The sequence below is a fragment of the Agrobacterium sp. SUL3 genome (genome assembly GCF_001263295.1).
In the GTDB taxonomy this organism is placed as follows: Bacteria; Pseudomonadota; Alphaproteobacteria; order Rhizobiales; family Rhizobiaceae; genus Agrobacterium; species Agrobacterium tomkonis.
The window spans coordinates 20,811-46,729 of record NZ_KQ414517.1; the positions used below are offsets into that span (position 1 = coordinate 20,811).

At 60.8% G+C, this 25,919-nt stretch carries 21 protein-coding genes; 8 read left to right on the forward strand and 13 right to left on the reverse strand.

Features of this window, described 5'->3' with window-relative positions; translation table 11 throughout:
• The first annotated feature begins 290 nt into the window (after positions 1 to 290).
• The 3 genes from AKG12_RS24485 (at position 291) to AKG12_RS24495 (ending at position 2,198) form a co-directional block, all read left to right on the forward strand.
• Entirely contained in the window at positions 291 to 1,397 is a 1,107-nt protein-coding gene (locus AKG12_RS24485; RefSeq protein WP_052820801.1) for a CobW family GTP-binding protein, read from the forward strand.
• Positions 1,394 to 1,663: a hypothetical protein gene (locus AKG12_RS24490; RefSeq protein WP_046800835.1), complete on the forward strand. Its 270-nt coding sequence runs from the start codon at positions 1,394 to 1,396 to the stop codon at positions 1,661 to 1,663. The genes AKG12_RS24485 and AKG12_RS24490 overlap by 4 nt, the downstream gene beginning before the upstream one ends.
• A 97-nt stretch (positions 1,664 to 1,760) precedes the next feature.
• Positions 1,761 to 2,198 (forward strand): YqaA family protein, encoded by a 438-nt coding sequence (locus AKG12_RS24495; protein ID WP_052820802.1) that lies wholly within the window; start codon positions 1,761 to 1,763, stop codon positions 2,196 to 2,198.
• 60 nt (positions 2,199 to 2,258) lie between these two features.
• On the opposite strand, the gene AKG12_RS24500 is transcribed toward AKG12_RS24495, so the two are convergent.
• From AKG12_RS24500 to ytfQ, 5 genes are all read right to left on the reverse strand, one after another.
• Positions 2,259 to 2,993: a FadR/GntR family transcriptional regulator gene (locus tag AKG12_RS24500; protein ID WP_046800837.1), complete on the reverse strand. Its 735-nt coding sequence runs from the start codon at positions 2,991 to 2,993 to the stop codon at positions 2,259 to 2,261.
• Positions 2,994 to 3,011: 18 nt separating this feature from the next.
• Positions 3,012 to 3,992, reverse strand: coding sequence for a galactofuranose ABC transporter, permease protein YjfF (gene yjfF / locus AKG12_RS24505; RefSeq protein WP_080842777.1), 981 nt, complete (start codon positions 3,990 to 3,992; stop codon positions 3,012 to 3,014).
• Positions 3,989 to 5,032: an ABC transporter permease gene (locus tag AKG12_RS24510; RefSeq protein WP_162249041.1), complete on the reverse strand. Its 1,044-nt coding sequence runs from the start codon at positions 5,030 to 5,032 to the stop codon at positions 3,989 to 3,991. Before AKG12_RS24510 ends, yjfF begins: the two co-directional genes overlap by 4 nt.
• Complete coding sequence (locus AKG12_RS24515; protein ID WP_052820803.1) at positions 5,032 to 6,555, reverse strand: sugar ABC transporter ATP-binding protein; 1,524 nt, start codon at positions 6,553 to 6,555, stop codon at positions 5,032 to 5,034. The genes AKG12_RS24510 and AKG12_RS24515 overlap by 1 nt, the downstream gene beginning before the upstream one ends.
• A gap of 301 nt (positions 6,556 to 6,856) precedes the next feature.
• Positions 6,857 to 7,816: a galactofuranose ABC transporter, galactofuranose-binding protein YtfQ gene (gene ytfQ, locus AKG12_RS24520; RefSeq protein ID WP_046800840.1), complete on the reverse strand. Its 960-nt coding sequence runs from the start codon at positions 7,814 to 7,816 to the stop codon at positions 6,857 to 6,859.
• 521 nt (positions 7,817 to 8,337) lie between these two features.
• Here ytfQ and AKG12_RS24525 point away from each other — a divergent pair.
• The gene (locus AKG12_RS24525) at positions 8,338 to 10,149 is read left to right on the forward strand and encodes an IlvD/Edd family dehydratase (protein WP_046800841.1); all 1,812 of its coding nucleotides are present in this window, start codon (positions 8,338 to 8,340) and stop codon (positions 10,147 to 10,149) included.
• Between the two features lie 333 nt (positions 10,150 to 10,482).
• Here the strand turns inward: AKG12_RS24525 and AKG12_RS30800 are convergent, their stop codons facing one another.
• The 7 genes from AKG12_RS30800 to AKG12_RS24560 all read right to left on the reverse strand — a co-directional run bounded on the left by AKG12_RS30800 (position 10,483) and on the right by AKG12_RS24560 (position 16,973).
• On the reverse strand, positions 10,483 to 10,671 hold the full coding sequence (locus AKG12_RS30800; RefSeq protein ID WP_046800845.1) for a hypothetical protein: 189 nt from the start codon (positions 10,669 to 10,671) through the stop codon (positions 10,483 to 10,485).
• Between the two features lie 164 nt (positions 10,672 to 10,835).
• Positions 10,836 to 11,954, reverse strand: coding sequence for a pyridoxal-phosphate-dependent aminotransferase family protein (locus tag AKG12_RS24535; RefSeq protein WP_052820804.1), 1,119 nt, complete (start codon positions 11,952 to 11,954; stop codon positions 10,836 to 10,838).
• A 3-nt stretch (positions 11,955 to 11,957) separates the two neighbouring features.
• On the reverse strand, positions 11,958 to 12,743 hold the full coding sequence (locus tag AKG12_RS24540) for an ABC transporter ATP-binding protein (RefSeq protein ID WP_052820805.1): 786 nt from the start codon (positions 12,741 to 12,743) through the stop codon (positions 11,958 to 11,960).
• On the reverse strand, positions 12,740 to 13,543 hold the full coding sequence (locus tag AKG12_RS24545) for an ABC transporter ATP-binding protein (RefSeq protein WP_052820806.1): 804 nt from the start codon (positions 13,541 to 13,543) through the stop codon (positions 12,740 to 12,742). The genes AKG12_RS24540 and AKG12_RS24545 overlap by 4 nt, the downstream gene beginning before the upstream one ends.
• Positions 13,540 to 14,370, reverse strand: a complete 831-nt coding sequence (locus AKG12_RS24550; RefSeq protein ID WP_052820807.1) for an ABC transporter permease — start codon at positions 14,368 to 14,370, stop codon at positions 13,540 to 13,542. Before AKG12_RS24550 ends, AKG12_RS24545 begins: the two co-directional genes overlap by 4 nt.
• Positions 14,367 to 15,356, reverse strand: a complete 990-nt coding sequence (locus AKG12_RS24555) for an ABC transporter permease (RefSeq protein ID WP_052820808.1) — start codon at positions 15,354 to 15,356, stop codon at positions 14,367 to 14,369. Before AKG12_RS24555 ends, AKG12_RS24550 begins: the two co-directional genes overlap by 4 nt.
• Before the next feature lie 9 nt (positions 15,357 to 15,365).
• On the reverse strand, positions 15,366 to 16,973 hold the full coding sequence (locus AKG12_RS24560; RefSeq protein WP_052820809.1) for an ABC transporter substrate-binding protein: 1,608 nt from the start codon (positions 16,971 to 16,973) through the stop codon (positions 15,366 to 15,368).
• 377 nt (positions 16,974 to 17,350) lie between these two features.
• On the opposite strand from AKG12_RS24560, the gene AKG12_RS24565 reads away from it, so the two are divergent.
• Both AKG12_RS24565 and AKG12_RS24575 read left to right on the forward strand, forming a co-directional pair.
• Entirely contained in the window at positions 17,351 to 20,125 is a 2,775-nt protein-coding gene (locus tag AKG12_RS24565) for a DNA translocase FtsK (protein WP_052820810.1), read from the forward strand.
• A gap of 192 nt (positions 20,126 to 20,317) precedes the next feature.
• On the forward strand, positions 20,318 to 21,394 hold the full coding sequence (locus AKG12_RS24575; RefSeq protein WP_052820812.1) for an Ldh family oxidoreductase: 1,077 nt from the start codon (positions 20,318 to 20,320) through the stop codon (positions 21,392 to 21,394).
• 18 nt (positions 21,395 to 21,412) lie between these two features.
• Here the strand turns inward: AKG12_RS24575 and AKG12_RS24580 are convergent, their stop codons facing one another.
• Positions 21,413 to 23,407 carry a putative bifunctional diguanylate cyclase/phosphodiesterase gene (locus AKG12_RS24580; RefSeq protein ID WP_046800855.1) on the reverse strand — a complete coding sequence of 665 codons (1,995 nt, stop codon included), beginning with the start codon at positions 23,405 to 23,407 and terminating at the stop codon, positions 21,413 to 21,415.
• A 316-nt stretch (positions 23,408 to 23,723) separates the two neighbouring features.
• Between AKG12_RS24580 and AKG12_RS24585 the strand changes: the two genes are divergently transcribed.
• Both AKG12_RS24585 and AKG12_RS24590 read left to right on the forward strand, forming a co-directional pair.
• Complete coding sequence (locus tag AKG12_RS24585) at positions 23,724 to 24,770, forward strand: class I SAM-dependent methyltransferase (protein WP_046800856.1); 1,047 nt, start codon at positions 23,724 to 23,726, stop codon at positions 24,768 to 24,770.
• A gap of 197 nt (positions 24,771 to 24,967) precedes the next feature.
• Positions 24,968 to 25,792 carry a bifunctional allantoicase/(S)-ureidoglycine aminohydrolase gene (locus AKG12_RS24590; RefSeq protein ID WP_052820813.1) on the forward strand — a complete coding sequence of 275 codons (825 nt, stop codon included), beginning with the start codon at positions 24,968 to 24,970 and terminating at the stop codon, positions 25,790 to 25,792.
• Positions 25,793 to 25,919 lie beyond the last annotated feature (127 nt).

Below are 25,919 nucleotides of genomic sequence, written 5' to 3' on the forward strand. Positions count from 1 at the left end.
CGATCTTTTCTGTATTAGCATTTGGAATTAAAAACGAACTTGAACGAAAATGCAATAGAGCGTGGAACGAATAAAACGAAAGTGAAAGAAACGATTTTATTATTCCATTTTTCCGGCTCATGGTTTTTTCATGCGTCTCTATGCCGACGCCTCGGGCCGCATGATTTTTCGCAGCCGGGTAACGATGATGGGGAGTTTCGGATGCTTTCAGAATAGTATTGATATGTTATTACATTACATACTAAGCTGCCGCGGATTTTATGCGGTTGAAAGGTGTGGATGTGTTCGGAATGAAGCGGAAGAAAACGGTTGCGCGAGGAGATGACACGGCTGTCTCTCCGCCCGTCAGGACGGTGCCGGTCACCCTGCTTACCGGCTTTCTGGGTGCGGGAAAGACTACCTTGCTGAACGAGCTTCTGAACGAACCGGCCATGCGTGACGCCGCCGTCATCGTCAATGAATTCGGATCCGTGCCCATCGATCACGGTCTGGTTCGCAGCGGTTCGGAACGGTATTTCAGAACCACGACCGGTTGCATCTGCTGCAACGCGACCAGCGATATCCGCACCTCGCTTTACGAATTGCATCAGGCCTTTCTGGAAGGGGTGATGCCGGAAATCTCGCGTGTCGTTATCGAAACGACGGGACTTGCCGATCCCGCGCCGATCATCAACAGCCTGATTGCCGGCGGCACACCGGCGCTTGGCCTGCGCGACCATATCGTCGCCCGGCACTTTCATCTTTCCGGCGTGGTCACTGTCTTCGATGTCACGTCCGGCCGGGCGATGCTCGACAGTTTCATTGAAGGCTGGAAACAGCTTGCCTTTGCCGACCACATTGTCCTGACGAAAACCGACCTTGCCGACGCGACCGCGATGGACCGTGAAGGCCTTGCAGACCTCAACCCCGCCGCCCTGTTGCATGACCGCAATGCAGCCGGCTTCGATCTCATGTCGCTTTTTGCAACGAAGAATTACTCGCTGCGCGGCAAGCCGGAGGATGTGCCGGGATGGCTGGCGGCCGACAGGCTGAGCCTGCATGCGGACCATGTCCATGATATCAACCGCCATGGTGTCGGCGTCGAGGCTTTTGACCTCACTTTCGACGGCGCTCTTGATCCGCAGATGATCGTTACCTTTCTCGAACTCGTCACCAGCAACGTGCATTCCGGCCTGCTGCGGCTGAAAGGTATTTTCCAGGCGACGGACGATCCGGATCGGCCGGTGGTTGCCCACGCCGTGCAGCACCGGCTTTACCCGCTGGCAAGGCTGGAAAGCTGGCCGGATGGCGACCGTGCCACGCGTCTCGTGCTGATCGGCATGGATATGCCGCAACAGCCGATCCGCGACCTTTTCGACACATTGGCCTCGCAGGCGAGGCGAAAGGGTGTTTCATGAACAACCCCCTTGCGCGCAGCGGCTCCGCGCTCGTCTCGCAGGCCCGGCTTCTGAAACAATGGGCGCGCGACCTGTTAAATCTGCATGCGGATGACATCGTCACCGTCAGCGAGCTGTCCTGCGCCCTGCCGGATTGCCCGCCACGCGAAACGGTGATCGTCATCCTGTCCGCATCCGGCGATATCAGGCAATTGTCCATTCACAAGGCGCTGCTGGAGGTGGATCATGACGATATTGTGCGTGTCATCGCGACGAATTCCGCCTGATATCCCCTCAGTGATGTCAGGGCGTGCTTGACGGTGCGTGCCATCATCCGGCACTTCAGGGGCAGCGGCGGAATTCGCTGATGATGAAGGGCGGACAATGGCCGATCTGGCGATATATGCGGGTTTGTTTCTGACGGCCTTTGTGGCGGCGACCATTCTGCCCATGCAGTCGGAGGCGGCGCTGGCCGGTCTCATCCTCCTGAAATCGCAGCCGGTCTGGCTGCTGGTGGCCGTCGCCAGTGCCGGCAATGTGGCCGGCTCCTTCGTCAACTGGCTGCTTGGCCGCGGTATCGAAGGTTTCAGGCACAGGCGCTGGTTTCCCGTCGGCGAGGCCGCGCTGCAACGCGCCCAGAACTGGTACCGGCGTTACGGCCGCTGGTCGCTGCTTTTAAGCTGGGCGCCATTGATCGGCGATCCGCTGACGGTTGCGGCCGGCATCATGAAAGAGCCGCTGCCGGTCTTTTTGCTGCTGGTCACCATCGCCAAGGTCGGGCGCTACCTTTTGCTGGCGCTGGTGACGCTGAATTTTCTCTGATTCTTTTCAGGGCGTTGCGACCCGTTTCTCGCTTCCGAAGACAGGGGAGCGGCAGTCTCTTCAGGGCGTCTTGATCGCCTTCTGGGTCCGGTCCTTGCCCACCTCGATCACGTGGCGCATGGCTTTTATGGCGGCATCGGCATCACGTGCGGCAATGGCATGCACGATGCGCAGATGGTTCGAGGCGATTTCGGCGATGGTGCCGGGTGAGGCGGCCGGTGACGAAAGCTGGAAGGAAATGGCGAGTGCGGCTTCAATCAGCCCGCTTGCCGAGCGCATGAAGGGGTTGCCGGACATATGCGCCACGGCAAGGTGGAATTCGAGATCGACCTTGGCGATGCTTTCCGGCGTATGCTGAGGATTATCGAATTTCGCGGCGATGACGTAAAGCGAAACGATATCATCATTGGAGGCCTGCAGGGCTGCTGCTGCTGCGGCTGCCGGCTCCAGTGCCAAACGGATTTCCGCCAGATGCGTGACGAACTCCTCGTCTATGCCGGCTTCGCAGCGCCAGCCGAGCACGTCAGGATCGAAGAAATTCCAGCTTGAGCGATCAAGAACGCGGGTGCCGACCTTTGCTTTCGGTTCCACCAGCCGCTTCGCCGCCAGCGTCTTCATGGTTTCGCGCAGCACGGTGCGCGAGACGCCGAAACGTAAAGACAGTTCGGCGTCGTTGGGCAGCAGGGAACCTTCCGCAATTCGGCCCGAGACGATGGCGCTGCCGAGTTCGGAGACCACATGGGCGTGGCTGTTCCGGCGTTTTCGTCCGCTTATCGTCGTTTCGAGCAGCCCCAAGCAAGCCTCCGTTTGCGGTTATGCCGGATGCGGTCCGGCCAGTCTCCTGTTTGAATACCAGATGATTGCGCGCTGCAACACGATGAAGACGAAAAGCAGCACGCCGATGACGATTTTCGTCCACCAGGAGGACAGTGTTCCGTCAAAAACGATATAGGTCTGGATCAACCCCTGGATCAGCAGGCCGATGAAGGTTCCCGCCACCAGCCCGGTGCCGCCGGTGAGCAGCGTTCCGCCGATGACGACGGCGGCAATGGCGTCGAGTTCAACCCCGACCGTCGCCAGCGAATAACCCGACGAGGTGTAGAGCGTGTAGACGATGCCGGCGAGGCCGGAGAGGAAACCGGAAAGCGCATAGATGCCGATGGTGGTCGCACCGATCGGCACGCCCATCAGCTCGGCCGATTGCGGGTTGCCGCCGAGCGCATAGATATTGGCGCCGAAGCGGGTGCGGCTCGCGATCAGCATGCCGGCGGCAAAGACGAGAAGCATCAGCATGGCGAGCGCCGTCAACCTGCCGCCGCCGGGGAAACGGTAATAAAACCCCTGTATCGCATCGATGAAGGGATGCGAGATCGGCACAGACTGGGTGGAGATAAGGTAAGCCGCGCCGCGCGCCAGAAACATGCCGGCCAACGTCACCACGAAGGGCGGGATGGACAGGAAACGGATCATCGCCCCCATCAGGCAGCCGAACAGGGTGGAGACCACCAGCACGATGGCGAAGGCCAGCAGCGGATGGATATTATAGGTGCCGACCATGACGGCGACGAAGACGCTGGTGAAGGCGATGACCGAACCGATGGACAGATCGATGCCGCCCGACAGGATGACGAAGGTCATGCCCACGGCCGCGATGCCGAGGAAGGCATTGTCGGTCAAGAGATTGCCGATCACCCGTGTCGAGAAGATCGCCGGATATTGCAGCACGCAGAGAAGATAGGCGATCACGAATATCGTCAGCGTGGTGAGGAAGGGCAGGTTGCGGCTGTGGATCATCGCGCGGTTCCTTCCTTGGTCATGCCATTGGTGGCCGCCGGTTTGACGTGCGGCTTCGGCGCTTTCACGAAACCGAGGACGGCCATGATCGCCGGCGATTGCAGCGTCAGCACCACCATGATGATGCCGGCCTTGATGATGAGGTTGAATTCCGGCGGAAAGCCCGAGACGAGAATGCCGGTATTGATGGTCTGGATGATGAGCGCGCCGATCAGCGAGGCGGTGATGGAGAAGCGCCCGCCATTCAGCGATGTGCCGCCGATGACTACCGCCAATATGGCGTCCAGCTCCAGCCACAGCCCGGCATTGTTGGCATCGGCGCCGCGAATATCGGCGGTGACGATCATGCCGGCGATGGCGGCGCAGAGACCGGAAACCGCATAGACGAAAAACAGGAGGAAGCGGGCCCGTACCCCGGCAAGCGCTGCCGCGCGGCGATTGATGCCGGTCGCTTCGATGAGGAAGCCCAGCGCGCTCTTGCGCACCAGAAGGCCGATGACGAGCGCCGCCGCCACCCAGATGATGACGGGCAGCGGAATGCCTGCGAATGAGCCGGAGCCGATGGCGGAAAAACCGTCATTGTTGAAGGTGAGAATGACGCCTTCGGTGATGAGCTGGGCGATGCCGCGCCCCGCCACCATCAGGATCAGCGTGGCGATGATCGGCTGTATGTCGAGAAGGGCGACAAGCACGCCGTTCCACAACCCGCAGGCAATGCCGACCGCAAGCGAGATGACGATGACAGAAGGGATGGAATGGCCATTGCTGATGAGTGTGGCCGCGACCGCGCCGCAGATGGCGATGACAGCGCCGATGGACAGATCGATGCCCTTGGTGGCGATGACCAGCGTCATGCCGATGGTCAAAAGCGCGACCGGTGCGGCGCGCACCAGAATATCCACCAGACTGCCATAGAGCCTGCCGTTCTGGAACGAGACATGCAGGAAACCCGGCGAAAGGATTGTTATCGCTGCCAGAATTATGAAGAGCGCGGCAAGCTGCGGAGCAAGCCTTTTCAGGCGTCGTGTCACTGCTGCCATCATGCCGCCTCCGTTTTTGCCGCATCGGCAATCGCCCGCATGATGTTATCGGCGGTCACTTCGCCGCCCTTCAATTCGCTGACATGGCGGCGGTCGGACAGCACGACGACACGGTGCGCGACGGCGGTGAGTTCCTCCAGTTCGGAGGAGATGACGACGAGCGACATGCCGTCGCTGCAAAGTTTTTCAATCATTTTCAGAATTTCCGCATGCGCGCCGATATCGATGCCGCGTGTCGGCTCATCGAGAATCAGCAGCCGGGGATGGGTGGCGAGCCAGCGCGCCAGAATGGCCTTCTGCTGGTTGCCGCCGGACAGGAATTTGATCGGCCGGTCGGGGTCGGCGGGGCGGATATCGAGCGACTTGATAAAGCTTTCGGCCAGTTCGGCTTTCTGCCGACGTGAGATCGGCCGCGCCCAGCCCTGACGGGCCTGAAGCGCCAGCGCTATATTGTCGGTGACGGAAAAGTCGCCGATGATGCCGTCCGTCTTGCGCTCTTCTGGACAGAAACCGAACCCGGCGGTGATGGCGGCCTCCGGCGAAGAAATCGCCACCGTCTGGCCGTCGATGACAGCCTTTCCGGTATCCGGCCGGTCGATGCCGAACAGCAGGAAGGCTGTTTCCGTTCGGCCCGAACCGAGCAACCCGGCAACACCGACGATTTCGCCGGGGCGGATGCCGAGATCGAAGGGGGCGATGCTGCCGCGTTTGCCGTAACCTTCGAAACGGATCGGCGGCTCGCCCTCGGCAACCGTATCTTCGGTCGCCTGATGTTCGTGGGTGATGTGCTGAAGCTCGCGGCCGAGCATCATCGAGATCAGTTCGGATCTCGGCAGGCTGCCGATATCGCGGGTGCCGACAAGGCGGCCGTTGCGCAGCACCGTCACCCGGTCGGCAATATCATAGACCTGATTGAGGAAGTGGGTGATGATGACGATGCCGATGCCGCGTGCGCGCAGGTTTCTCAAGACGCCGAACAGCATCTCGACCTCATGGGCATCAAGGCTGGCGGTGGGTTCGTCCAGCACCAGCACCTTGCCGGAAAGATCGACGGCGCGGGCAATGGCGATGATCTGGCGGATGGCGACGGAATAGCTTGAAAGAAGCGCGTTGACGTCGATGGAAAGCCCGTATTGGGCAAGCAGCGCCTGCGAATCCTTCTGCATCGTGCTGCGGTCGATCAGCCCGAAGCGGCGCGGCTGGCGGCCGAGAAACAGGTTTTCGGCAACCGTCAGGTTTTCGAGAAGGTTCACTTCCTGATAGACCGTGCCGATCCCAAGCGCCTGCGCCTCGCCGACATTGGCGGGTGAAATCTCTGCGCCCTCCAGAAAGATCGAACCGCTGTCGCGGTGGTAAACCCCGGTCAGGATCTTGATCAGCGTCGATTTGCCCGCGCCGTTTTCGCCGAGCAGCGCGTGGATTTCACCGCGTCCCAGCGAAAAATCGACGCTATCAAGCGCCGTGATCCCGAGAAAGGATTTGCCGATGACGCGTGCTTCCAGAAGTGGTGCCGTTTCGGACATTGAGCAGGTTCCGTATCGAAATGGGTCTCGGTGGAGTGATCGCGTAGGGAGCGGCGGGTTTCTTCTCCCCGCCGGGGAGAAGGTGGCCCGAAGGGTCGGATGAGGGGGTAACCTCTCGGTCTATCGCTACCGTCGCCCCCTCATCCCGCTGCCGCGGACTTCTCCCCGGCGGGGAGAAGAAACAAGCAGCACCGGCTCGTTCGATACGCAATGACTCTGCGGACTGAACCGGAAAGGTCTTTCCTCTCCTCAGCCGAAAGAAACGGCGCAAACCATGCGCCGCTCCCTCCGAAGACATGGCTCAGTATCCCAGGCCCTTCTTCGCCTCGTAGACCTTCATCGGGTCATCGGACGCCGTATAAAGCTTGGATTCCGTCTGGATCCACTTCGCAGGCGCCTTCTTGTCCTTCAGATAGGCTTCAAGCGCGTCGAAGGCAGGACCTGCCATGTCCGGTGTCAGTTCCACCGTTGCATTGGCCTCGCCATCCGCCATGGCCTTGAAGATGTCAGGCACGGCGTCGATGGAGACGATCTTGATGTCGGTTCCGGGCTTCAGGCCGGCTTCCTTGATCGCCTGGATGGCGCCGACGGCCATGTCGTCATTATGGGCGTAGACGGCACAGATATCCTTGCCACCGCCTTCGGCCTTGATGAAGCTTTCCATCACTTCCTTGCCCTTGGTGCGGGTGAAGTCACCCGTCTGCGAGCGCACGATCTTGATGTTCTTGTGGGATTCGATGGCCTGCTCGAAACCCTTCTTGCGGTTGATGGCGGGCGAAGAGCCGGTCGTGCCCTGCAATTCCACCACCTTGCAATCCTTGGAGCCGACATCCTTGACCAGCCAGTCGCCGGCAACCTTGCCTTCGTGCACCTGATCGGAGGTCACGGCGGTCAGGTAAAGATCATCAGGCGCCTCGATCTGGCGGTCGAGCAGGATGACGGGGATTTTTTCTTCCTTGGCTTCCTTCAGCACCGCGTCCCAGCCGGTGGCGACAACGGGCGCGATCAGGATTGCATCGACACCCTGCGCGATAAAGCCGCGCACCGCCTTGATCTGGTTTTCCTGCTTCTGCTGTGCGTCGGCGAATTTCAGCGTGACGCCGCGCTTTTCGGCCTGCTGTTTGGTGACTGTGGTTTCAGCCGCGCGCCATCCGGATTCCGAGCCGATCTGCGAGAAACCGACGGTAAGCGATTGTGCGGAAACACTGGATGCAAGGCATGCGGAAACGGCGACAGTGAATGCCGCAAGAGCTTTTCTCATCTTATCCTCCCAGAGATGATGTCAGCGTGACGGCGATACTATGAGCATATAGTAATACTCTTGAAAAGTGGTTTTTTAGCGCTTTCGAAATTTGCTTGATGTCAGCTGGGACGAAATTTCATCTTAAATTCCAATGAATCAAAGATTTATGCGTGTTTTACTCATCTTTTTTCTCTTCGAAAATGCATTCGAAATGGCGCCCAATCCGCCTTGACAGGCCAAGATGACATCTAATAGTAATACAAATAAATAGATCAGCTTGACACGGAGCGTGGCGCCCAAGGCCAGTCGCTATCCGCCAGGGCAGGGAGGGAGAGACCGTTGCACATAGCCGGTATCATCGTAAGCACCGAAAAATATTCGGCTAAAGCCGAAGAACGGTGCCGATCCACTCGTCTGGACCGGCTCTGTCGGTTATGCGTGATCTCCGAAAGCTGATTCCATTTTCCTTGCGCACAACATAAGCTTGTCGCATTTCGTAATATTTTACCGTTGGCCACTTCCGGCTGGAGACCTGCATCATGACCAAATCCGACAATCTGCCTGCAACCCAAGGCAAGCTTCGTTCGCGCGCGTGGTTCGACAACCCCGCCAATGCGGATATGACGGCACTTTATCTCGAGCGTTACATGAATTTTGGTCTGAGCCAGGCCGAACTTCAGTCCGACCGCCCGATCATCGGCATTGCCCAGACCGGTTCGGATCTTTCGCCGTGCAACCGTCACCATCTGGAACTGGCAAACCGCCTGCGCGAAGGCATCCGCGAAGCCGGCGGCATCGCGATTGAATTTCCGGTCCATCCGATCCAGGAAACAGGCAAGCGCCCGACCGCCGGCCTCGACCGTAACCTTGCCTATCTCGGCCTCGTGGAAGTGCTTTATGGCTATCCGCTCGATGGCGTCGTTCTGACCATCGGCTGTGACAAGACCACGCCTGCCTGTCTTATGGCGGCGGCCACCGTCAACATTCCGGCCATCGCCCTTTCCGTCGGCCCCATGCTGAACGGCTGGTTCCGTGGTGAACGCACCGGCTCAGGCACCATCGTCTGGAAGGCGCGCGAACTGCTGGCCAAGGGTGAGATTGATTACCAGGGCTTCGTCAAGCTCGTCGCCTCGTCGGCGCCGTCCACCGGCTATTGCAACACCATGGGCACGGCAACGACCATGAACTCGCTGGCCGAAGCGCTCGGCATGCAGCTTCCCGGCTCCGCCGCCATTCCGGCGCCTTACCGTGACCGTCAGGAAGTCTCCTACCTTACCGGCCTGCGCATCGTCGAAATGGTCAAGGAAGACTTGAAGCCTTCCGATATCATGACCAAGGATGCCTTCATCAACGCCATCCGGGTCAATTCGGCCATTGGCGGCTCCACCAACGCGCCGATCCACCTGAACGGCCTTGCGCGCCATGTCGGCGTCGAGCTGACCGTGGATGACTGGCAGACCTATGGCGAAGACGTGCCGCTGCTCGTCAACCTGCAGCCGGCTGGTGAATATCTCGGCGAGGATTATTACCATGCCGGCGGCGTTCCCGCAGTCGTCAACCAGCTGATGACCCAGGGGCTGATCATGGAAGATGCCATGACCGTCAACGGCAAGACCATCGGCGACAATTGCCGTGGCGCGATCATCGAAGACGAAAAGGTCATCCGCCCCTATGAGCAGCCGCTCAAGGAACGCGCCGGTTTCCGCGTTCTGCGCGGCAATCTGTTCTCCTCGGCCATCATGAAGACGAGCGTGATCTCGGAAGAATTCCGTGGCCGCTACCTCTCCAACCCGAACGATCCGGAAGCCTTTGAAGGCCGTGCCGTGGTGTTCGACGGTCCGGAAGATTACCATCACCGCATCGACGATCCGTCGCTCGGCATCGACGCCAACACCGTCCTCTTCATGCGCGGTGCAGGCCCGATCGGTTATCCGGGTGCAGCGGAAGTGGTGAACATGCGCGCACCGGATTATCTTCTGAAGCAAGGCGTCAGTTCGCTGCCCTGCATTGGTGACGGCCGCCAGTCCGGCACATCAGGCAGCCCGTCCATCCTCAATGCGTCTCCGGAAGCAGCAGCCGGCGGCGGTCTCGCCATCCTGCAGACGGGCGACCGCGTCCGCATCGATGTGGGCCGCGGCAAGGCGGATATCCTGATTTCAGGTGAAGAACTGGCCAAGCGTTACGAGGCGCTGTCGGCTGAGGGCGGTTACAAGTTCCCCGACCACCAGACGCCATGGCAGGAAATCCAGCGCGGCATCGTCAGCCAGATGGAAACCGGCGCGGTTCTGGAACCGGCCGTGAAGTATCAGCGCATCGCCCAGACCAAGGGCCTGCCGCGCGACAACCATTGAGGCGGCCTAAGGCTTACGCTTTTCTCATTAGCCTCGGGTTTACGCCCGGGGCTGAAACGTCCTTGATAAATTCATCTGCTTACGAAATGTCGTAGCCGGTCAATTCGCTGCTGGCTTTGGATAGGACGCGAGGTTGCCACGCATTTCTTCTCCCCGCCGGGGAGAAGGTGGCCCGAAGGGTCGGATGAGGGGGCAAGCTCTCCGAATATCGCTGACGTTACCCCCTCATCCCGCTGCCGCGACCTCCTCCCCGGCGGGGAGAAGAAACAAGCGGCACCCGCTCGCTTGATTGAGCCTCGGGAACAGGTGTGGGGTTGGCATGCCTTCACAAGTTCAGATCACCGGATAAAGCGACCAGAAGAATAGTTCATATTCCTGGTCACGGTCGTCATCATGCTGTTCGTCGTCCGGTCTGCGCGGTGTCTTGTCCTGAAACTCGGTCTCCACCCGCTCATTGACGACGGGCATTCTTCGGCCGATGCCAAAGAGGTCAAAGGAGAGCATGTTGAACCCTGCTACCATGGCCAGTTCCCTTCTTCACGCGAGTTAACGGTGTGTTAAGTTTCGCGCGTTGCCTTGATTTCGTCAAGATTGGCCATGGAATTTGTCTACTATTTTTAACAACAATGTCGTGATTGGTATTTCACCGGAGCCGGATTTCACGCAATGAATGTTTGTCGGCGGCGTCAACCGTCGTTCGAAGCAACCTCGGAGTAGCTCTTTGCAGCCGCTTCCAGTGCGGAATCGGTATCGGTGGCATGGCCGAGGTTTTTCAGGGCGCTTGAGACGGCTGCGATGTTGGCTTTCACCGCCTCCGGATGCGCGCGCCGGCCGGTGTGGTTGAGCCTTATCAGCCGTTCCGCGCCGGGCCCGACGCCGGCGGAAATATCCGCGCCATGCTCCTTGGATATGGCGGCGAGAAACGCTCCGGCTTCGACGGTATCCGGCAGGATCGCCGTGGAAACGAGGGCTGACGCGTGCGCGTCTTCCACCCAGGTGGGGATGCCGAGTGCCCTGATGCCATGACGGGTGGCCGCCGCTGCCCGCTCGTGGCGCGCATTGGCGGCTGGCAGGCCCTCCGCCTCAATCCTGTCGAGCGCCGCCTCCAGCGCGTAGAATTCCAGCGGTGCCGGCGTTCCGGGCAGGGCGCCGCGGCCGGCATCCAGCCAGAGCTGCTTCTGGTCGAGAAGCGAGAGCATGGAATTGGTGGGCGCCTTGTCGTGCGAAAGAAGTTGCCACGCTTTTGGGCTGACCGAAATGGCCGATATGCCGGCCGGGCCCGCCAGCGCCTTCTGCGGCCCGATGACGGCGATATCAATGCCCAGCTTATCGGCCTCGAAGGCATGGCCGCCAATCGAGGCGACGGCATCGACAAGGGTGACGACGCCTCTCGCCCGCGCAAGCGCGGCGATGGCGGGCAGGGGGTTGAGGATGCCGCTTGCCGATTCCGCATGCACGATGGCGAGAAGATCGAAACCCGGCCCTTCATCCAGCGCCCGTTCCACCTCGGCCAGCGTCACCGGCTTTGCCGGGCTGGCCGTCAGGTTGCGCACCGTTGTGCCGCCGCGCTCCAGCCAGCCGCCGAACCACGCGCCATAGGGGCTGGTGACGATGTTGAGCGCCCTCAGCCCCGGCCGCGCAAGGCTTGTCGCCGCCGCCTCCAGCGCCAGCACGGCTTCCGCCTGTATCAGCAGCACGTCGTTTTTTGTGCCCATCAGGGCCGCCAGCCGGTCGGCCAGCATGGCGTAACGTTCAGCCGGGAAAGCGGGCGGGTCGAGGAGCAATGCGTAATCCGGGGCGGGCATGTCTTATCCTTGCATGGTGGTGGTGAGCCGAGGGGCAGCGGCGATCAGGCTTCTGGCGGTTGAGGATTGCGGCGCGGAAATGATGGCCCCGGTCCCACCGATTTCGACGATCCGACCCGTCTCCATGATCGCGACACGGTGGCAGACGGCGCGGATGACGGCGAGATCGTGGGACACGAAAATACAGGAAATCGCCGTTTCCCGCTGTATTTCCACCAGAAGTTCGAGAATCTGCCGGCGAACCGAAACATCGAGCGCCGAGACCGCTTCGTCCAGAATGAGAAGCGACGGTTTGGGCGCAATGGCGCGCGCAATCGCCACACGCTGCCTCTGCCCACCGGAAAGCTCGAAAACGGAGCGGCCGGCATAGGCGGCGGGCAGGCCGACACGGTCGAGAAGGCGGCGTATCTCCGCCGGGCGGTCACGCCTCTGAACGATGCGGTGAATGCGCAGCGGCTCGCCTATGGCATCTTCGACGGTTGCGCGGGGGTTGAAGGCGCCATGCGTATCCTGAAACACCATCTGCATCTGCTGCCGGGCGGTGCGCAACGCGCTGCCGCCGAGTGCAAGCCAGTTGCGGTTTTCAAAACGGACCGCGCCTTCGTCGGGGGGGATCAGCCGCATGAGGATGCGCGCCAGTGTCGATTTCCCGCAACCGGAGGGGCCGGCAAGCCCCAGCGTCTCGCCACGCTTGAGCGAAAACGAGATATCGGAGAGCGCCGTCACCGTTCTTGCGCCGGTGCGGTAGGTTTTGGAAAGGCCATCCACGCCCAGAAGGGTTTCGTTCATGGCGCGGCCTCGCTGACGAGCGGCGGGGTCGAAAGATCGAGGTAATCGGCAAGCAGGGTTCGGGTGTAGGCATGCGCGGGCGCGGAAAGCACCCGCCGGGCCGGGCCGTGTTCCACCAGCTCTCCGGCGCTTAAAACCGCGATGTCGTCAGCAAGGCTGGAGGCAAGACCGATATCATGGGTGATGAAGACAAGCGTCCTTTCTTCCTCGCGCACGAGATCATCGAGAAGGGTGGCGATGGCCGCCTGGGTGACCGTGTCGAGCGCGCTCGTCGCCTCGTCGGCAATCAGGATCGAGGGGCGCGCCGCAATGGCGGCGGCAATCGCCACACGTTGTCTTTGCCCGCCGGAAAGCTGGTGCGGATAGGCGGTTAGCAGATGGGAGGGATGTGGCAGCCGCACCTTTTCCAGAAGATCGCGGGCAAGATCGCGCGCCGCTTTCCAGGAGAGACCGAGATGCCGCACCGCGCCTTCCGCCACCTGTTCGCCGATGGTCAGGACCGGGTTCAGCGTCGCGCCGGTATCCTGAAAGATCGTGCCGATATCGCGCCCCGGCATCGGCCTGCCGGTGAAAAGACCACTGTCGCGGCTCCAGGATATATCGCCCGAGACCCGTACTGTTCTGGGAAGAAGACCGGCGATTGCCTTGCCGAGTGTGGATTTGCCCGAGCCGCTTTCGCCGATGATCGCCAGCCTTTGTCCCTGCCGTATCGTCAGGGAAACCTTGCACAGCGCCGGGCTGTCGGCCGCGGTGTAGCGGACGCTGAGGTCGTCGATCCGGCAAAGGGCGTTGCCGCTCATGGCGCTTGCCTCCTCGTTGCCATCGCCCTGTTGATGCCTTCTCCGAGAAGGTAGACGCCGAGCACCGTGACCAGCAGGCCGATGCCGGGGATGACGGACAGGAACGCCGCTGAGCGAAGCACGTTGCGTCCTTCCGCGATCATCGAACCCCAGGTGACGATATTGGGATCGCCAAGGCCCAGGAAGGAGAGCGCCGCCTCGGTGAGGATGGCCGCGGCAACGATGATGGCGGCGAGCGCCAGAACCGGCGGCAGGGCATTGGGCAATATCTGCCGGAAGGCGATTTCCAGCGGATGGATGCCGATGGCGCGGGCGGATTGCACATAATCGCGCTCGCGGATGCTCAGCACCTGCGCCCGCATCAACCGCGCCGGATCCGCCCATGCGCCGAGCGCAATGGCCAGAATGACTGTCGGCATGGAGGGGCCGATGGTGCTGACGAAGGCAAGCGCCAGCAGGAAGTTCGGCACGATCTGGAAGGCATCGGTGACGCGCATCAGCGCTTCATCCACGAGGCCGCCGGCAAAACCGGCAATCGTGCCGATAACGGTGCCAAAAACAAGTGCTGCGGCGGCCGCACCCATGCCGACGAGCAGCGATGCCTGCGCGCCATGGGCAAGTTCGGCCAGCACATTGCGGCCCAGCCGGTCGGTGCCGAGCGGCAGGGCGACATCCGTAAAGGGCGCAATCAGCGGCTCGCCGACGATCGCCAGCGGGTCGCCGGGAAACAGGAGGGGTGCGGAGAGCGCAATTACCGCCAGCAATGTGAGGATGACGGTGCCCGTCACACCTTCGAAGCTGCGCAGGAGCCGGAGAACGAAATTCATGCCGCACTCTCCCCGCTGCCGATGCGCGGATCGAGAACGGAATAGAGAATGTCGACGACGAGATTGATTAGGATGACGAAGACGGCGCTGGTGAGGATAATGCCCATGAGAAGCGGCGTATCGCGGCCGCTGACGGCCTCCTGCGCCAGCCGGCCGAAACCCGGAATGGCAAAAACGCTTTCGATCACCACGCTGCCACCCAGCATGGTGGCGGCCTGCAGGCCAAGCACAGTGATGAGCGGCAGGGCCGCGTTGCGGGCAACGTGACGCAACACGATGCGCCGTCTGGAAAGCCCCTTGGACGCGGCAAAAAGCACGAAATCCAGCGGCCAGACCGCCGCCATGGCGGTGCGCATGACGCGCAGGAACAGCGCCAGATAGATGAGGCCGAGACTGGCGACGGGCAGCACGAGATGGCGGGCAATATCCAGCGCCCTTGCAAATCCCTGTTTGCCCGAGGCGATGGTTTCGATGCCCGAGGTTGGCAGCCAGCGAAGCTGCACGGCAAAGACGATGGCCAGAACGAGGCCGAGCCAGAAGCCGGGTGTGGCGTAAAGCATGAGCGACAAGGTGGAGAGTACGCGGTCCGTCAGCCCGCCGGGTCGCGCGCCGGCGACGATGCCGAGCGCGGTGCCGAGGATGAAGGCGAGTGCCGTGGCGCTGCCCATCAACAACAGCGTGTTCGGCAGCCGCTCAAGGATCAGCCCCAGCACCGGCCGGTCAAAGGCAAGCGACCAGCCGAGATCGAGCCGCAGCACCGAACTGGCATAAAGCCAGAAACGGGCGAGCATCGAACCGTTGAGGCCATATTGTTCGCGCAGCGCGTCCCGCAGCCCGGCATCGCCGCCGCCGATGGAAACGAGATAGGCATCCACCGCATCACCGGAGGCATTTTCAAGCAGGACGAAGGTGAAGATGAGAACGATCAGCAGCACCGGAATGGCGCTGAGTGCCCTTCGCCGCAGCAATGTCGCCGTGCGTCTCACGGCGCTGCCTCAGGTATCGACCGCGGTGTCCGCCCAGTTGGAAACCGCCCAGCGCGGATTGCTGGCGACATGTTTGACCGTATCGCGCGCCACGGTGATGAAACCCCATTCGGCGACGTTGATGAGCGGCAGATCGGCTGTAACCTGCTTCTGGAAATCCTTGTAGAGCGCGGTGCGCGCAGTCGTATCCACGGTTTCCGCCGCCTTGTCGATCAGCGTATCGAGCGTCTTGTTCTCATACCCGCCCTGATTGGAGAAACCGACGCCAGCGGGAATGCCGGATCGCACGAGAATGGTGGTGGAGATTGCCGGATCGCCCCGGAACACCGGCGGCGCGACGGCCAGATCGAAGGCGTGGTCGGTATAGACGGCCTTCTGGTGGGCGGCGGCATCATTATTGACCAGCTCGGCATCGATGCCGATTTCCTGAAGCGCCTGACGAAGATAGGAGCCGAATTGTTTGGTTTCGTTGAAATAGGGCGCGGGCAGAAGCTTCAGTGCGAAACGCTTTCCGTCGGGTCCGCGCGCATAACCGGCCTCATCCAGCAGGGCATTGGCCTTGGCGGCGTCGAAATCATAGGTTTCGACATCGTCGGTGTAAAATTCCGGTGCGTTTTTCGGCACGGGACCTGTCGATGCCGTGGCATAACCGAGGAACACCTTGTCGATGACGAATTTTTTGTCGATGGCGTGGGCAATAGCCTTTCTGACCTTGAGGTCGGCCAGTTCCTTGCGGCGGTGGTTGATTTCCACCACCAGCTGATAGGTCAGCGCTTCGTAGCCGTCGGCAATCACCTTGATGCCCGGCTGCTTGGCGATGCGGGCAAGATCGGCGAGCGGCACGGCGGAGAAGGCGGCCAGCTGTATTTCTTCCGCTTCCAGCGCCGAGGCGGCCCCTGCGCGGTCGGGCAAGACGCGATAGATGATTTCCTCGAGCTGCGGCTGGCCTTTGTCCCAGTAATTCGGGTTGCGGGTCAGGCGGTAATATTCGCCGGGTTTGTATTCGGCAAAAACGAAAGGCCCGGTGCCGACCGGTTTGGTGTTGGCCGGATTGGTGGCGATATCGGTGCCTTCATAGAGATGTTTCGGCACGACGCTGGTGACGACCGGCAGCGCATTGCGGATGAGCTGGAACGGCGTGGGCTTGGAAAAGCGGAAGACGGCCGTGTGGTCATCAGGCGTCTCCACCTTTTCCAGATTGGCGAAGACCAGCCGGCCGAGGTTCTGCAACGGTTTCCACACGGAGAGCGCCGAAAAGGCCACATCCGCAGAGGTGAAGGGCTTGCCGTCATGCCAGGTCACGCCTTCGCGCAGCTTGAAGGTGGCGCTGAGGCCATCATCCGATCCCTGCCATTCGGTCGCAAGCCGCGGCTCCAGCCCGTCCTTGCCATTAAAGGAGGCTTCCGCCAGCGGCTCGACGATCTTGCTGGCGATATAAAACACGCCGTTCGAGGCGACGATGGCCGGATTGAGGTTCTTCGGCTCCGAATCGGCCGCGACGATCAGCCGGCCTGCGGCTTTCTCCTGCGCTGCGGCAATCCCCGCCAGTCCCGTGGTTGCGGCAAGAGCAAGCGAGGTCTTGAGAAGCGAGCGGCGGGAAAGCTGGGCAGGCGACATGAATTTCACTCCGGAAATGAGGGCGAGACGGGCTTTTCCGCTTGGCCCGCGGCACGCCGATCTTAAGACTGCAACCTCGGCAGTGTCCACGTTAATTCGCGGCCTTTACAGCAATGATTTTACGTTGCGGGTGAGTTTGAAGAAACAATATGCCTCACGCACGCCAATCTGGTTTTCCCCGGTTGCTGCGGAATATCCCCCAGCCTGCGGAAAAATCGATTTAATTAAATGAAAACAAATTGTTGATCTTCGTTTTTGCCATGGGCGCATACCCAAAAGGGCCAGTGGGTGAGGTGAAATCTGCCGCCGAGGCGCCGTTTGGAAAGGGGTAATTAACCTTTATTTTCTATTTCAGGGAGACCGAAATATGTACGTTTATGATGAGTGTGCACGCTGCCATGAGCTTCTCCCGATCCAGATTCCAGAATTCGTCCAATAACGCAGGGGAGGGGAGCGAAAACGCCCGTCATGCCGGCGGCAAGGCGGTTGCCGGGCAGCAGACGGCGATGAAGGCAAGTGCCGCGCCCCGTCCAAATGCCGATGTCAGCGCAGCCGACGCCATTGAAGGCCGTGCCGAAATGCCCGGCTGGCAGAATGCTTTTGTGCTTGGCCCCAATGTGCGCTTTACCCGCACGCCGGAAAGCGCCTTCAGCCGACGCATGCCGGTCGAGACGCCGAATATTCCGGAAGAACTCCATATTCTCGAAGAGGAAGTCGTGGCTGTCGCTGCGCCGGACACGGTGGAGCCGGAGGCGACGGCGCAGCAGGCCGTCGCGCATGAGGACGCTGCTGCCATATCTCAGCCGGTCGTAAAGCCGGCGGAGCAGCGTGTGCCGCCGCCGCGCATGCCGTTCCTGCCGCAGCCGCCCGATGCGCGCGGTGCCAGGGCGCTGACCTATAAATTGCGTCTCGAACTTGCCCGCAAGCAGGCGGAAGAAGCCGCTGCCGCCGCACAGGCGCCAGCGGAGGTCGCGACATTCGCGCCCATGGTGCAAGCGCCGTTACAGAGGGTATTCTCCTCCGTTCAGCCGCTGCCTGCCGTCCAGCCAGTTGCTGCGGCGCAGGGCCCCCTGCCGGCTGCATCCGTTCCCGCCTTTGCCGCCCATCTGCCGGATGAGCTGTTTTGGGAAGTCATGACGCTTGATTTGCCGGTGGCAGCGGGCGAGACCGTTCCCGCCTATCTGCGTGCCAATTTTGCCGATCCGGCCCTTGCACATCCCGCCCTGGTAAATCCCGCTTTGACGAACCCGGCGCTGACGGTGTCGATCCCTGCCGTTTCTGTGTCGGCGGCCGCTGCCGTCGTGCTTTCAGCCGAGCCTCCGGTCGTCACCGTGCCGGGCGGTTCCGCGATCCGGCTTTACCGGGAAATCGGCGTGCGTCAGGCTGTCGTTCCGGTCGCCACTCCGGCCGCAGAACAGGAAATCGCGCCGCAGCCTGTGGCGGAAGTCCCCGTCTTCGTCGAGCCGCAGCGGCCGATCGAGCAGGCCCAGCCGATTGAAAGCCAGCCGGCAGCAAGAGTGGCGGCAGAGCCGCGCTTCACGCCCCGCGCACCTATTCAGGCTTCGCAGCCGATGTTCCGCGAAGCGCCGGTCTTTGCCGAGGGAGAGTATCAATATCCCTCCATCGATCTGCTGCAGGAAGCCCGTGTCCAGCAGACCACGACCATGACGCCCGAAGCGCTGGAACAGAGCGCCGGGCTTCTGGAAAGCGTGCTGGAGGATTTCGGCATCAAGGGTGAGATCATCGATGTCCGCCCCGGCCCTGTCGTGACGCTTTACGAATTCGAGCCGGCCCCCGGCGTCAAATCCTCGCGCGTCATCGGTTTGTCCGATGATATCGCCCGCTCCATGTCGGCGCTCTCGGCCCGTGTCGCCGTCGTCCCCGGCCGCAATGTCATCGGCATCGAACTACCGAACCCGGTGCGCGAAACGGTCTATCTGCGTGAACTGATCGAAGCGACGGATTATGCCGAAACCCGCCAGAAGCTCGCGCTCTGCCTCGGCAAGACCATTGGCGGCGAACCCGTCATCGCCGAACTGGCCAAGATGCCGCATCTGCTGGTTGCCGGCACCACCGGTTCCGGCAAGTCGGTCGCCATCAACACCATGATCCTGTCGCTGCTCTACCGTCTGAAGCCGGAAGAATGCCGCCTGATCATGGTCGATCCGAAGATGCTCGAACTGTCGGTCTATGACGGCATTCCGCATCTGTTGACGCCGGTTGTTACCGATCCGAAAAAGGCGGTCATGGCGCTGAAATGGGCCGTGCGCGAAATGGAAGACCGTTATCGCAAGATGTCGCGTCTCGGCGTGCGCAATATCGACGGTTATAATGCAAGGGCCGCCGCTGCCCGCGCCAAGGGCGAAACGGTGTTCTGCAACGTGCAGACCGGCTTTGACCGCGCCACCGGCGAGGCTGTTTACGAGCAGGAGGAAATGGACCTTACGGCCATGCCCTACATCGTCGTCATCGTTGACGAGATGGCCGACCTGATGATGGTCGCGGGCAAGGAGATCGAAGGGGCGATTCAGCGCCTGGCGCAGATGGCGCGTGCCGCCGGCATCCACCTCATCATGGCCACCCAGCGTCCTTCGGTCGATGTCATCACCGGCACGATCAAGGCGAACTTCCCGACCCGCATCTCCTTCCAGGTGACGTCGAAGATCGACAGCCGCACCATCCTTGGCGAACAGGGCGCAGAGCATCTGCTCGGCCAGGGCGACATGCTGCACATGATGGGTGGCGGCCGCATCGCCCGTGTCCACGGTCCGTTCGTATCGGATGAGGAGGTGGAAAAGGTCGTCGCACATTTGAAGACGCAAGGGCGCCCGGAATATCTCGGTACCGTCACGGAAGACGCCGAAGAGGCGGATGAAGAGGCGGAAGAGGATACCGCCGTCTTCGACAAGACTTCGATGGGCGACGATGACAGCGACGACCTCTATGAAAAGGCCGTCAAGGTGGTGATGCGCGACAAGAAGTGCTCGACGTCCTATATCCAGCGCCGCCTGTCGGTCGGCTACAACCGCGCCGCCTCGCTGGTGGAGCGTATGGAGCAGGAAGGTATTGTCGGCCCTGCAAACCATGTCGGCAAGCGCGCGATCATCGCCGGTGAGCGCGATCCCTATGATGCGATGGGTGCGGACGACTGATTTGACTATTAGAGCGCCCTGCGCCCGTTCGGGCGCGCAAAGGACGCTCCAACACTCAGAGTCCGCACATCGTTCCTGTCGAAAATCGTTCCGATTTTCGGGCCGATATGCTGGGCGCGATATTCGATTGCAAAAACGCGCTCCGTGAATAGCCTGTGCGGCATGGATTCTGGAATCGGGAGGGTTCCCCGCATGTCGCACAGCAATGAAAACGCCACCGTTCTCGCAAGGCTGGATGAGCTGGAGCGGTTCTGCCGCAGCACCTTCCTGGCCGCCGGCACGGATGACGAGACGGCCGATGCCGCAACCCGCGCCATGATGCATGGCACAAGGCTCGGCGTCGACAGCCACGGCGTGCGCCTGCTTGCCCACTACATCACCGCCCTTGAAGGCGGACGTCTCAATCGGCGGCCGCAGATCCGCCGTGTCTCGGGCTTCGGCGCGGTGGAGACCATCGATGCCGACCATGCCCACGGCGCCCGCGCCACCTATGCGGCCATGGACAATGCCATGACGCTGGCCGAAAAATTCGGCATCGGCGCGGTGGCAATCCGCAATTCCTCGCATTTCGGCCCCGCCGGCGCCTATGCGCTGGAAGCGGCGCGGCAGGGTTATATCGGCCTTGCCGTCTGCAATTCCGACAGTTTCGTGCGCCTGCATGATGGCGCGATGCGCTTCCACGGCACCAACCCGATTGCCGTTGGCGTGCCGGCGGCGGATGACATGCCCTGGCTTCTGGACATGGCCACCAGTGCCGTGCCCTATAATCGGGTTCTGCTTTACCGCAGCCTCGAACAGCAATTGCCTGATGGTGTCGCGTCTGACGGTGACGGCATCGACACGCGCGATCCCCATGCCGTTGAAATGCTGGCGCCGCTCGGCGGCGCTTTCGGCTTCAAGGGCGCGGCGCTGGCGGGCATGGTCGAGATTTTCAGCGCCGTTCTCAGCGGCATGAAACTCAGTTTCGACATAGACCCCATGGGCGGGCCCGATTTTTCCACGCCGCGTGGACTAGGAGCCTTCGTTCTGGCGCTGAAGCCCGAAGCCTTCCTTGAACGGGAAGTGTTCGATGAGGGCATGAAACGTTATCTCGAAGTGCTGCGCGGCTCGCCCGCGCGCGAGGACTGCAAGGTCATGGCACCGGGCGACCGGGAATGGGCGGTTGCGGCAAGGCGGGAAAGGGAAGGCGCGCCCGTCGATCCCGTTACCCGCGCGGCCTTTGCGGAACTGGCGTCGAAATTCTCGATCGTGCCGCCCGCCTATCACTGAGGCAGGGGCCGTAGTCCGTCAGGCGGGACGCAGCAGCATGTTGGGACGCGGATAGGGGGTTCTCGCCGCCCCCAGCCGTTCGGCGACGACCGGGCGTCCGAGATAATAGCCCTGCGCATAATCGATCTCCAGCTGGCGTACCAGCCGCAGCTGTTCTTCCGTCTCCACGCCTTCAATCAGGATTTTGTGGCCACGGTTGCGGATGAGGCGGATCATGTCCTGCAGCATTGCCCGGCCGCGCGGCGTATTGCTGTCATGCAGGAAGGAGCGGTCGATCTTGACGGTGTCGAAATCGGTCATGCGCAGCCAGGAAAGGCCGGCAAACCCGGTTCCGAAATCATCGAGCCAGATGTTGATACCGAGCGTTTTCAGGTCATTCAGGCAGCGCAGCACATCCGAATGCATCTCCATATCCAGACCTTCGGTGATCTCGAAGGCGAGCCTGTTGCCGGCGATGCCGGCCTCGACGAGGATTGCTGCAACCGAGGTGGCAAAGCCCGGATTCTTCAGCTGCATCGGGGATACGTTGACGCTGACTACGTCCACCCGGTCATCGGCAAGAATCTGCTTGCAGACGGTCTTGATGGTCCAGAGGCCGAGTTCCATGATCGTACCGGTGCGCTCGGCAATCGGAATGAAGATGCCGGGCGAAACGGCGCTGCCATCGAGCAGGCGAAGCCGCATCAGCGCTTCGGCGCCCGGCGTTTCATTGGTCGAGACGTTGAGGATCGGCTGGTAGACGAGGGAAATGAGGTTTTCCGCAATGGCGATCTTCAGAAGCGCTGCGATGTTTTCCGTCTCGTCGCTGGTTTGCGGATCGTCCGGATCGAACAGCTTCATGCAGTTGCGGCCATTGCCCTTGGCAATGTAGAGCGCCCGGTCGGCCTCGTTGATGATTTTCTCCAGCTTGCCGTCCGGATTGGCGCGGGTGAAGGACGCGCCGATGCTGACGGTGACGACGAAGGTGCCGTCCCGGCGCTGGTCGTGGGCAAGCGACAGGTCTTCGACGGTGTGGCGGATCGTTTCGGCCAACTCGCCCACCTGCTGCTTGGATTTGAACGGCACGAGAACGATGAACTCCTCACCGCCATAACGGCCGATGGAAGCGCCATGCCCGGCGATTGCATCCTGCAGCGCATTGCCCACCGTCACCAGGCACTTGTCGCCTTCCTGGTGGCCATAACGGTCATTGTATTTCTTGAAGAAGTCGACATCGATCAGGAGAACGGCGAAACCTTCCTCCTTCTTGCTCCAATTGTCCCACAGCAGGCGCAGCTGATGGTCGATGGCGCGACGGTTCTGCAGGCCCGTGAGCGAATCCGTATTTGAAAGCCGCAGCAGCGCCTGGCCGCGTTCATCCGCAGCCTTCTGCTGGGCCTTGGCCTCCAGCGCGTTGAGAAAGACGTGATACCGTTCCCGGTTCAGGTTCCAGTTCACATAGGAGGTGAAAACGAAGCAGGAAATATAGAAGGTGCCGAAAGCCACCTTGTAGAACACATCTTCAGGAAACTGCGTCAACGCCAGAAAATAGGTGACGAGAATGATACCTGATGACACGAGCGACAGGTGGAAACGAAAGGTAAAGAACAGGTTGGCGCCCATCATGAAGATCGCCCCGAAAACCATGTAATAGGACATGTTTTCAAGGTTGTCGGTCAAAAGCGAAGGCAGCAGCCAGCCGATATAGCCCATGACGAGCGCAGTCGCGCAGGTGAGGTCGAGGGCAGCCGTGCTGGCGCCCCTGTGCAGCTGGATTTCCAGCGTCAGCAGCGAGGAGAAGACCACGACCAGACGGGCGATGATGGCGTAGAAAGCGACGTCGGGTATCAGAATGATGTCGGTGACGGCAAACAGAAGATAGATGAAAACGGCCGTCCACAGGCCCTGTCTGATCGAACCACGGCGGCTGCGCTCACCTTCCTGCTGGTAAAGGGCAAGAAGTTCATCAGAAAACCGGGAGTCCGGCCGCCGATAGTCTTGCTGTCCACCCACCTCTCCCAATGTGTGCTTCATGCACTTTCCCATAGTGTTGCGTATACTTTATTAAGTAACTGCTTATTCCACTTTTCCGTGTGCTGTCGCACCCGGTGCGGGTTCCTGCCGATCTCCGCCGATGCGTGCGGAGAACATGGAAAGGAAGAACGCATCATACGTTCGCAACATTAAGTTTCACTAAATCGCGTATCCGCTTTCTCCTATGCCCACGAGTGTGACCAAAAAAATACGCTAATCTACTAATCTATCCCTACACCGCTCAAAAATCGAAAGCGAGTGGCCTTCCGTCTCCGAGAAACGTATAGTTAACAATGTGTTAATACTGGAGGCTGAAGTGGTGCGGGTAAAGAAGAAAAATCTTGACGGGGCAAGTCTGATTACCCCGGATACTGTCGCAAAAGAGATTTTTGCACGCAGAACGGAGACATTCGATGAGCAGTTCGCAGTTGCGAAAGCAGAGATCGCCATCATTCTCGAATTGGCACAGCAGCAATTCGACAATGGCGTTTCGGCGCGTGAGATAATACATCGAACGGCGGGCGCACTGCATGGATTGCGAGATAAGCTCCACTCCAGCGTGTGGGCGGAGTTGATCCCCCTGGTGCAGAATCACTCCGTGTCGGAGCGTTTTCTCGAAGATCCCTTCACCCGGTGGTCGTTCGAAAAGCCGAGGGGCTATTCCGGCGACGCCCAGTTGCTCGACTTCATCTACGCTCATGACAGCGTTGCCGAACTGGTGAAGAACGCCTCGCCGCTGGGGGCCGCCCTTTACGATTACACAAAGGACGCCAGTTCCTCGGTTGCCGTGCGCGAGCGGCGGGATCTGCTGACGCGCTTCGTGGATGAGGCTGCCGCCCGCCACGGCGAAGAGACGGAAATCCTCACCATCGCCTCCGGCCACCTGCGTGAGGCCGATGCTTCGGTGGCGCTGAAAGAGGGCAGGATCAAGCGCTGGGTGGCACTGGATCAGGATCCCTTGAGCGTCGGCTCCGTCGCCCGTGATTTCGGCGGTCGCGGTGTGGAGGCAATTGACGGTTCGGTCCGCGATATCGTGCTGCGCACGCAGGAGCTCGGCAGCTTCGATCTGATCTATGCGGCCGGCCTGTATGATTATCTGAACGACCGTGTGGCGATCAAGCTGACACGGCGCTGCATGGAGATGCTCAAACCCGGCGGCATGTTCCTCTTCGCCAACTTCTCCGAAGATATCGTCGTCGACGGTTATATGGAGACCTTCATGAACTGGGCGCTGCTGCTGCGCTCGAAGGCGGATATGTGGCGGATCGTCAATGCCAGCGCCGATCCTGCAAGTATCGAGGCGGAGGTGTTCTTCGGCGAGAACCACAATATCGTCTATGCGACGATGCGTAAGAAGGTGTGAGACAGAAAGCCGCGCTCGTTATTCCTTTGCGGGAAGCGAGCGCGTGCCGCTTGTGTCTTCTCCCCGCCGGGGAGAAGAAATGCGCGGCCACCTCCGTGCCCAATGTCATCGTTGTTTAGGCCGCCCTCTGCCAATAACCATTTGATTAAACCACATCGCGGGCCTAAGAATCCGCGCGGAATGCGTTGCAGAATGGAATGGCTGAAATGAAGAGATATTATTCGGATATGGGCGGTCTGCCGGGGCAGACGGAACTGCTGTCGAGCAAGGCTGTTTTCAAGACCGCCTATGCGGTCATCCCCAAGACCGTGATGTCCGATATCGTGACAAGCGTGCTGCCGTACTGGACCGGCACGCGGGCCTGGATCATCGCCCGGCCGATGACGGGGTTTTCCGAGACTTTCGCGCAATATATCGTCGAAGTGCAGCCCGATGGCGGCAGCGAGCGGCCGGAGCCGGACGAGAGGGCGCAAGCGGCGATCTTCGTTGTCGAAGGCGAAATGACCGTGACGTTCGAGGGCGCGCAGCATGCGCTGCGGGAGGGCTCGTTTGCCTTCCTGCCGGCCGGTGCGCGCTGGCAGGTCAAGAATTCCGGCAAGGCGCCGGTCAAGTTCCATTGGGTCCGCAAGGCGTTTCAGGCGGTTGACGGGCTGGAGCCGCCGCCGGCGATCTTTTCGCATGAAGACGAGATCGCCATGTCGGCCATGCCCGATACCGATGGCAAATGGGCGACGACCCGCTTCATCGATCCCGAAGACGTGCGTTACGACATGCATCTCAACATCGTTACCTTCCAGCCGGGTGCGACCATTCCCTTCATGGAAACCCATGTGATGGAACACGGTCTTTACGTGCTGGAGGGCAAGGCGGTCTACCGGCTGAACGAGGACTGGGTGGAAGTTGAGGCGGGCGACTTCATGTGGCTGCGCGCCTATTGCCCACAGGCCTGTTACGCGGGCGGCCCGGGCCGGTTCCGTTACCTGCTCTACAAGGATGTGAACCGTCACGTGAAGCTCTGGTAAAGGGCATCCCAGCGGCGAAATCCGTGAATTATCGCGCAATCCGGCAGGTTGCGCGATAAATGCTTGCGTTAAATCGAATATCCCTAATAAATCCCGATATGCGGGCGGTCGTCGCCGTGCCGCACCG

Bases quoted from the DNA above. Each gene is read 5' to 3' on its own strand.
- yjfF (WP_080842777.1), bottom strand. From the start codon at position 3,992: ATGATCCACAGCCGCAACCTGCCCTTCCTCACCACGCTGACGATATTC.
- AKG12_RS24590 (WP_052820813.1), top strand. From the start codon at position 24,968: ATGGCTGAAATGAAGAGATATTATTCGGATATGGGCGGTCTGCCGGGG.
- AKG12_RS24515 (WP_052820803.1), bottom strand. From the start codon at position 6,555: ATGTCCGAAACGGCACCACTTCTGGAAGCACGCGTCATCGGCAAATCC.
- AKG12_RS24580 (WP_046800855.1), bottom strand. From the start codon at position 23,407: ATGAAGCACACATTGGGAGAGGTGGGTGGACAGCAAGACTATCGGCGG.
- AKG12_RS24540 (WP_052820805.1), bottom strand. From the start codon at position 12,743: ATGAACGAAACCCTTCTGGGCGTGGATGGCCTTTCCAAAACCTACCGC.
- AKG12_RS24490 (WP_046800835.1), top strand. From the start codon at position 1,394: ATGAACAACCCCCTTGCGCGCAGCGGCTCCGCGCTCGTCTCGCAGGCC.
- AKG12_RS24545 (WP_052820806.1), bottom strand. From the start codon at position 13,543: ATGAGCGGCAACGCCCTTTGCCGGATCGACGACCTCAGCGTCCGCTAC.
- AKG12_RS24565 (WP_052820810.1), top strand. From the start codon at position 17,351: ATGATGAGTGTGCACGCTGCCATGAGCTTCTCCCGATCCAGATTCCAG.
- AKG12_RS24560 (WP_052820809.1), bottom strand. From the start codon at position 16,973: ATGTCGCCTGCCCAGCTTTCCCGCCGCTCGCTTCTCAAGACCTCGCTT.
- AKG12_RS24485 (WP_052820801.1), top strand. From the start codon at position 291: ATGAAGCGGAAGAAAACGGTTGCGCGAGGAGATGACACGGCTGTCTCT.
- AKG12_RS24550 (WP_052820807.1), bottom strand. From the start codon at position 14,370: ATGAATTTCGTTCTCCGGCTCCTGCGCAGCTTCGAAGGTGTGACGGGC.
- AKG12_RS24495 (WP_052820802.1), top strand. From the start codon at position 1,761: ATGGCCGATCTGGCGATATATGCGGGTTTGTTTCTGACGGCCTTTGTG.
- AKG12_RS24525 (WP_046800841.1), top strand. From the start codon at position 8,338: ATGACCAAATCCGACAATCTGCCTGCAACCCAAGGCAAGCTTCGTTCG.
- AKG12_RS30800 (WP_046800845.1), bottom strand. From the start codon at position 10,671: ATGGTAGCAGGGTTCAACATGCTCTCCTTTGACCTCTTTGGCATCGGC.
- AKG12_RS24575 (WP_052820812.1), top strand. From the start codon at position 20,318: ATGTCGCACAGCAATGAAAACGCCACCGTTCTCGCAAGGCTGGATGAG.
- AKG12_RS24510 (WP_162249041.1), bottom strand. From the start codon at position 5,032: ATGGCAGCAGTGACACGACGCCTGAAAAGGCTTGCTCCGCAGCTTGCC.
- AKG12_RS24535 (WP_052820804.1), bottom strand. From the start codon at position 11,954: ATGCCCGCCCCGGATTACGCATTGCTCCTCGACCCGCCCGCTTTCCCG.
- ytfQ (WP_046800840.1), bottom strand. From the start codon at position 7,816: ATGAGAAAAGCTCTTGCGGCATTCACTGTCGCCGTTTCCGCATGCCTT.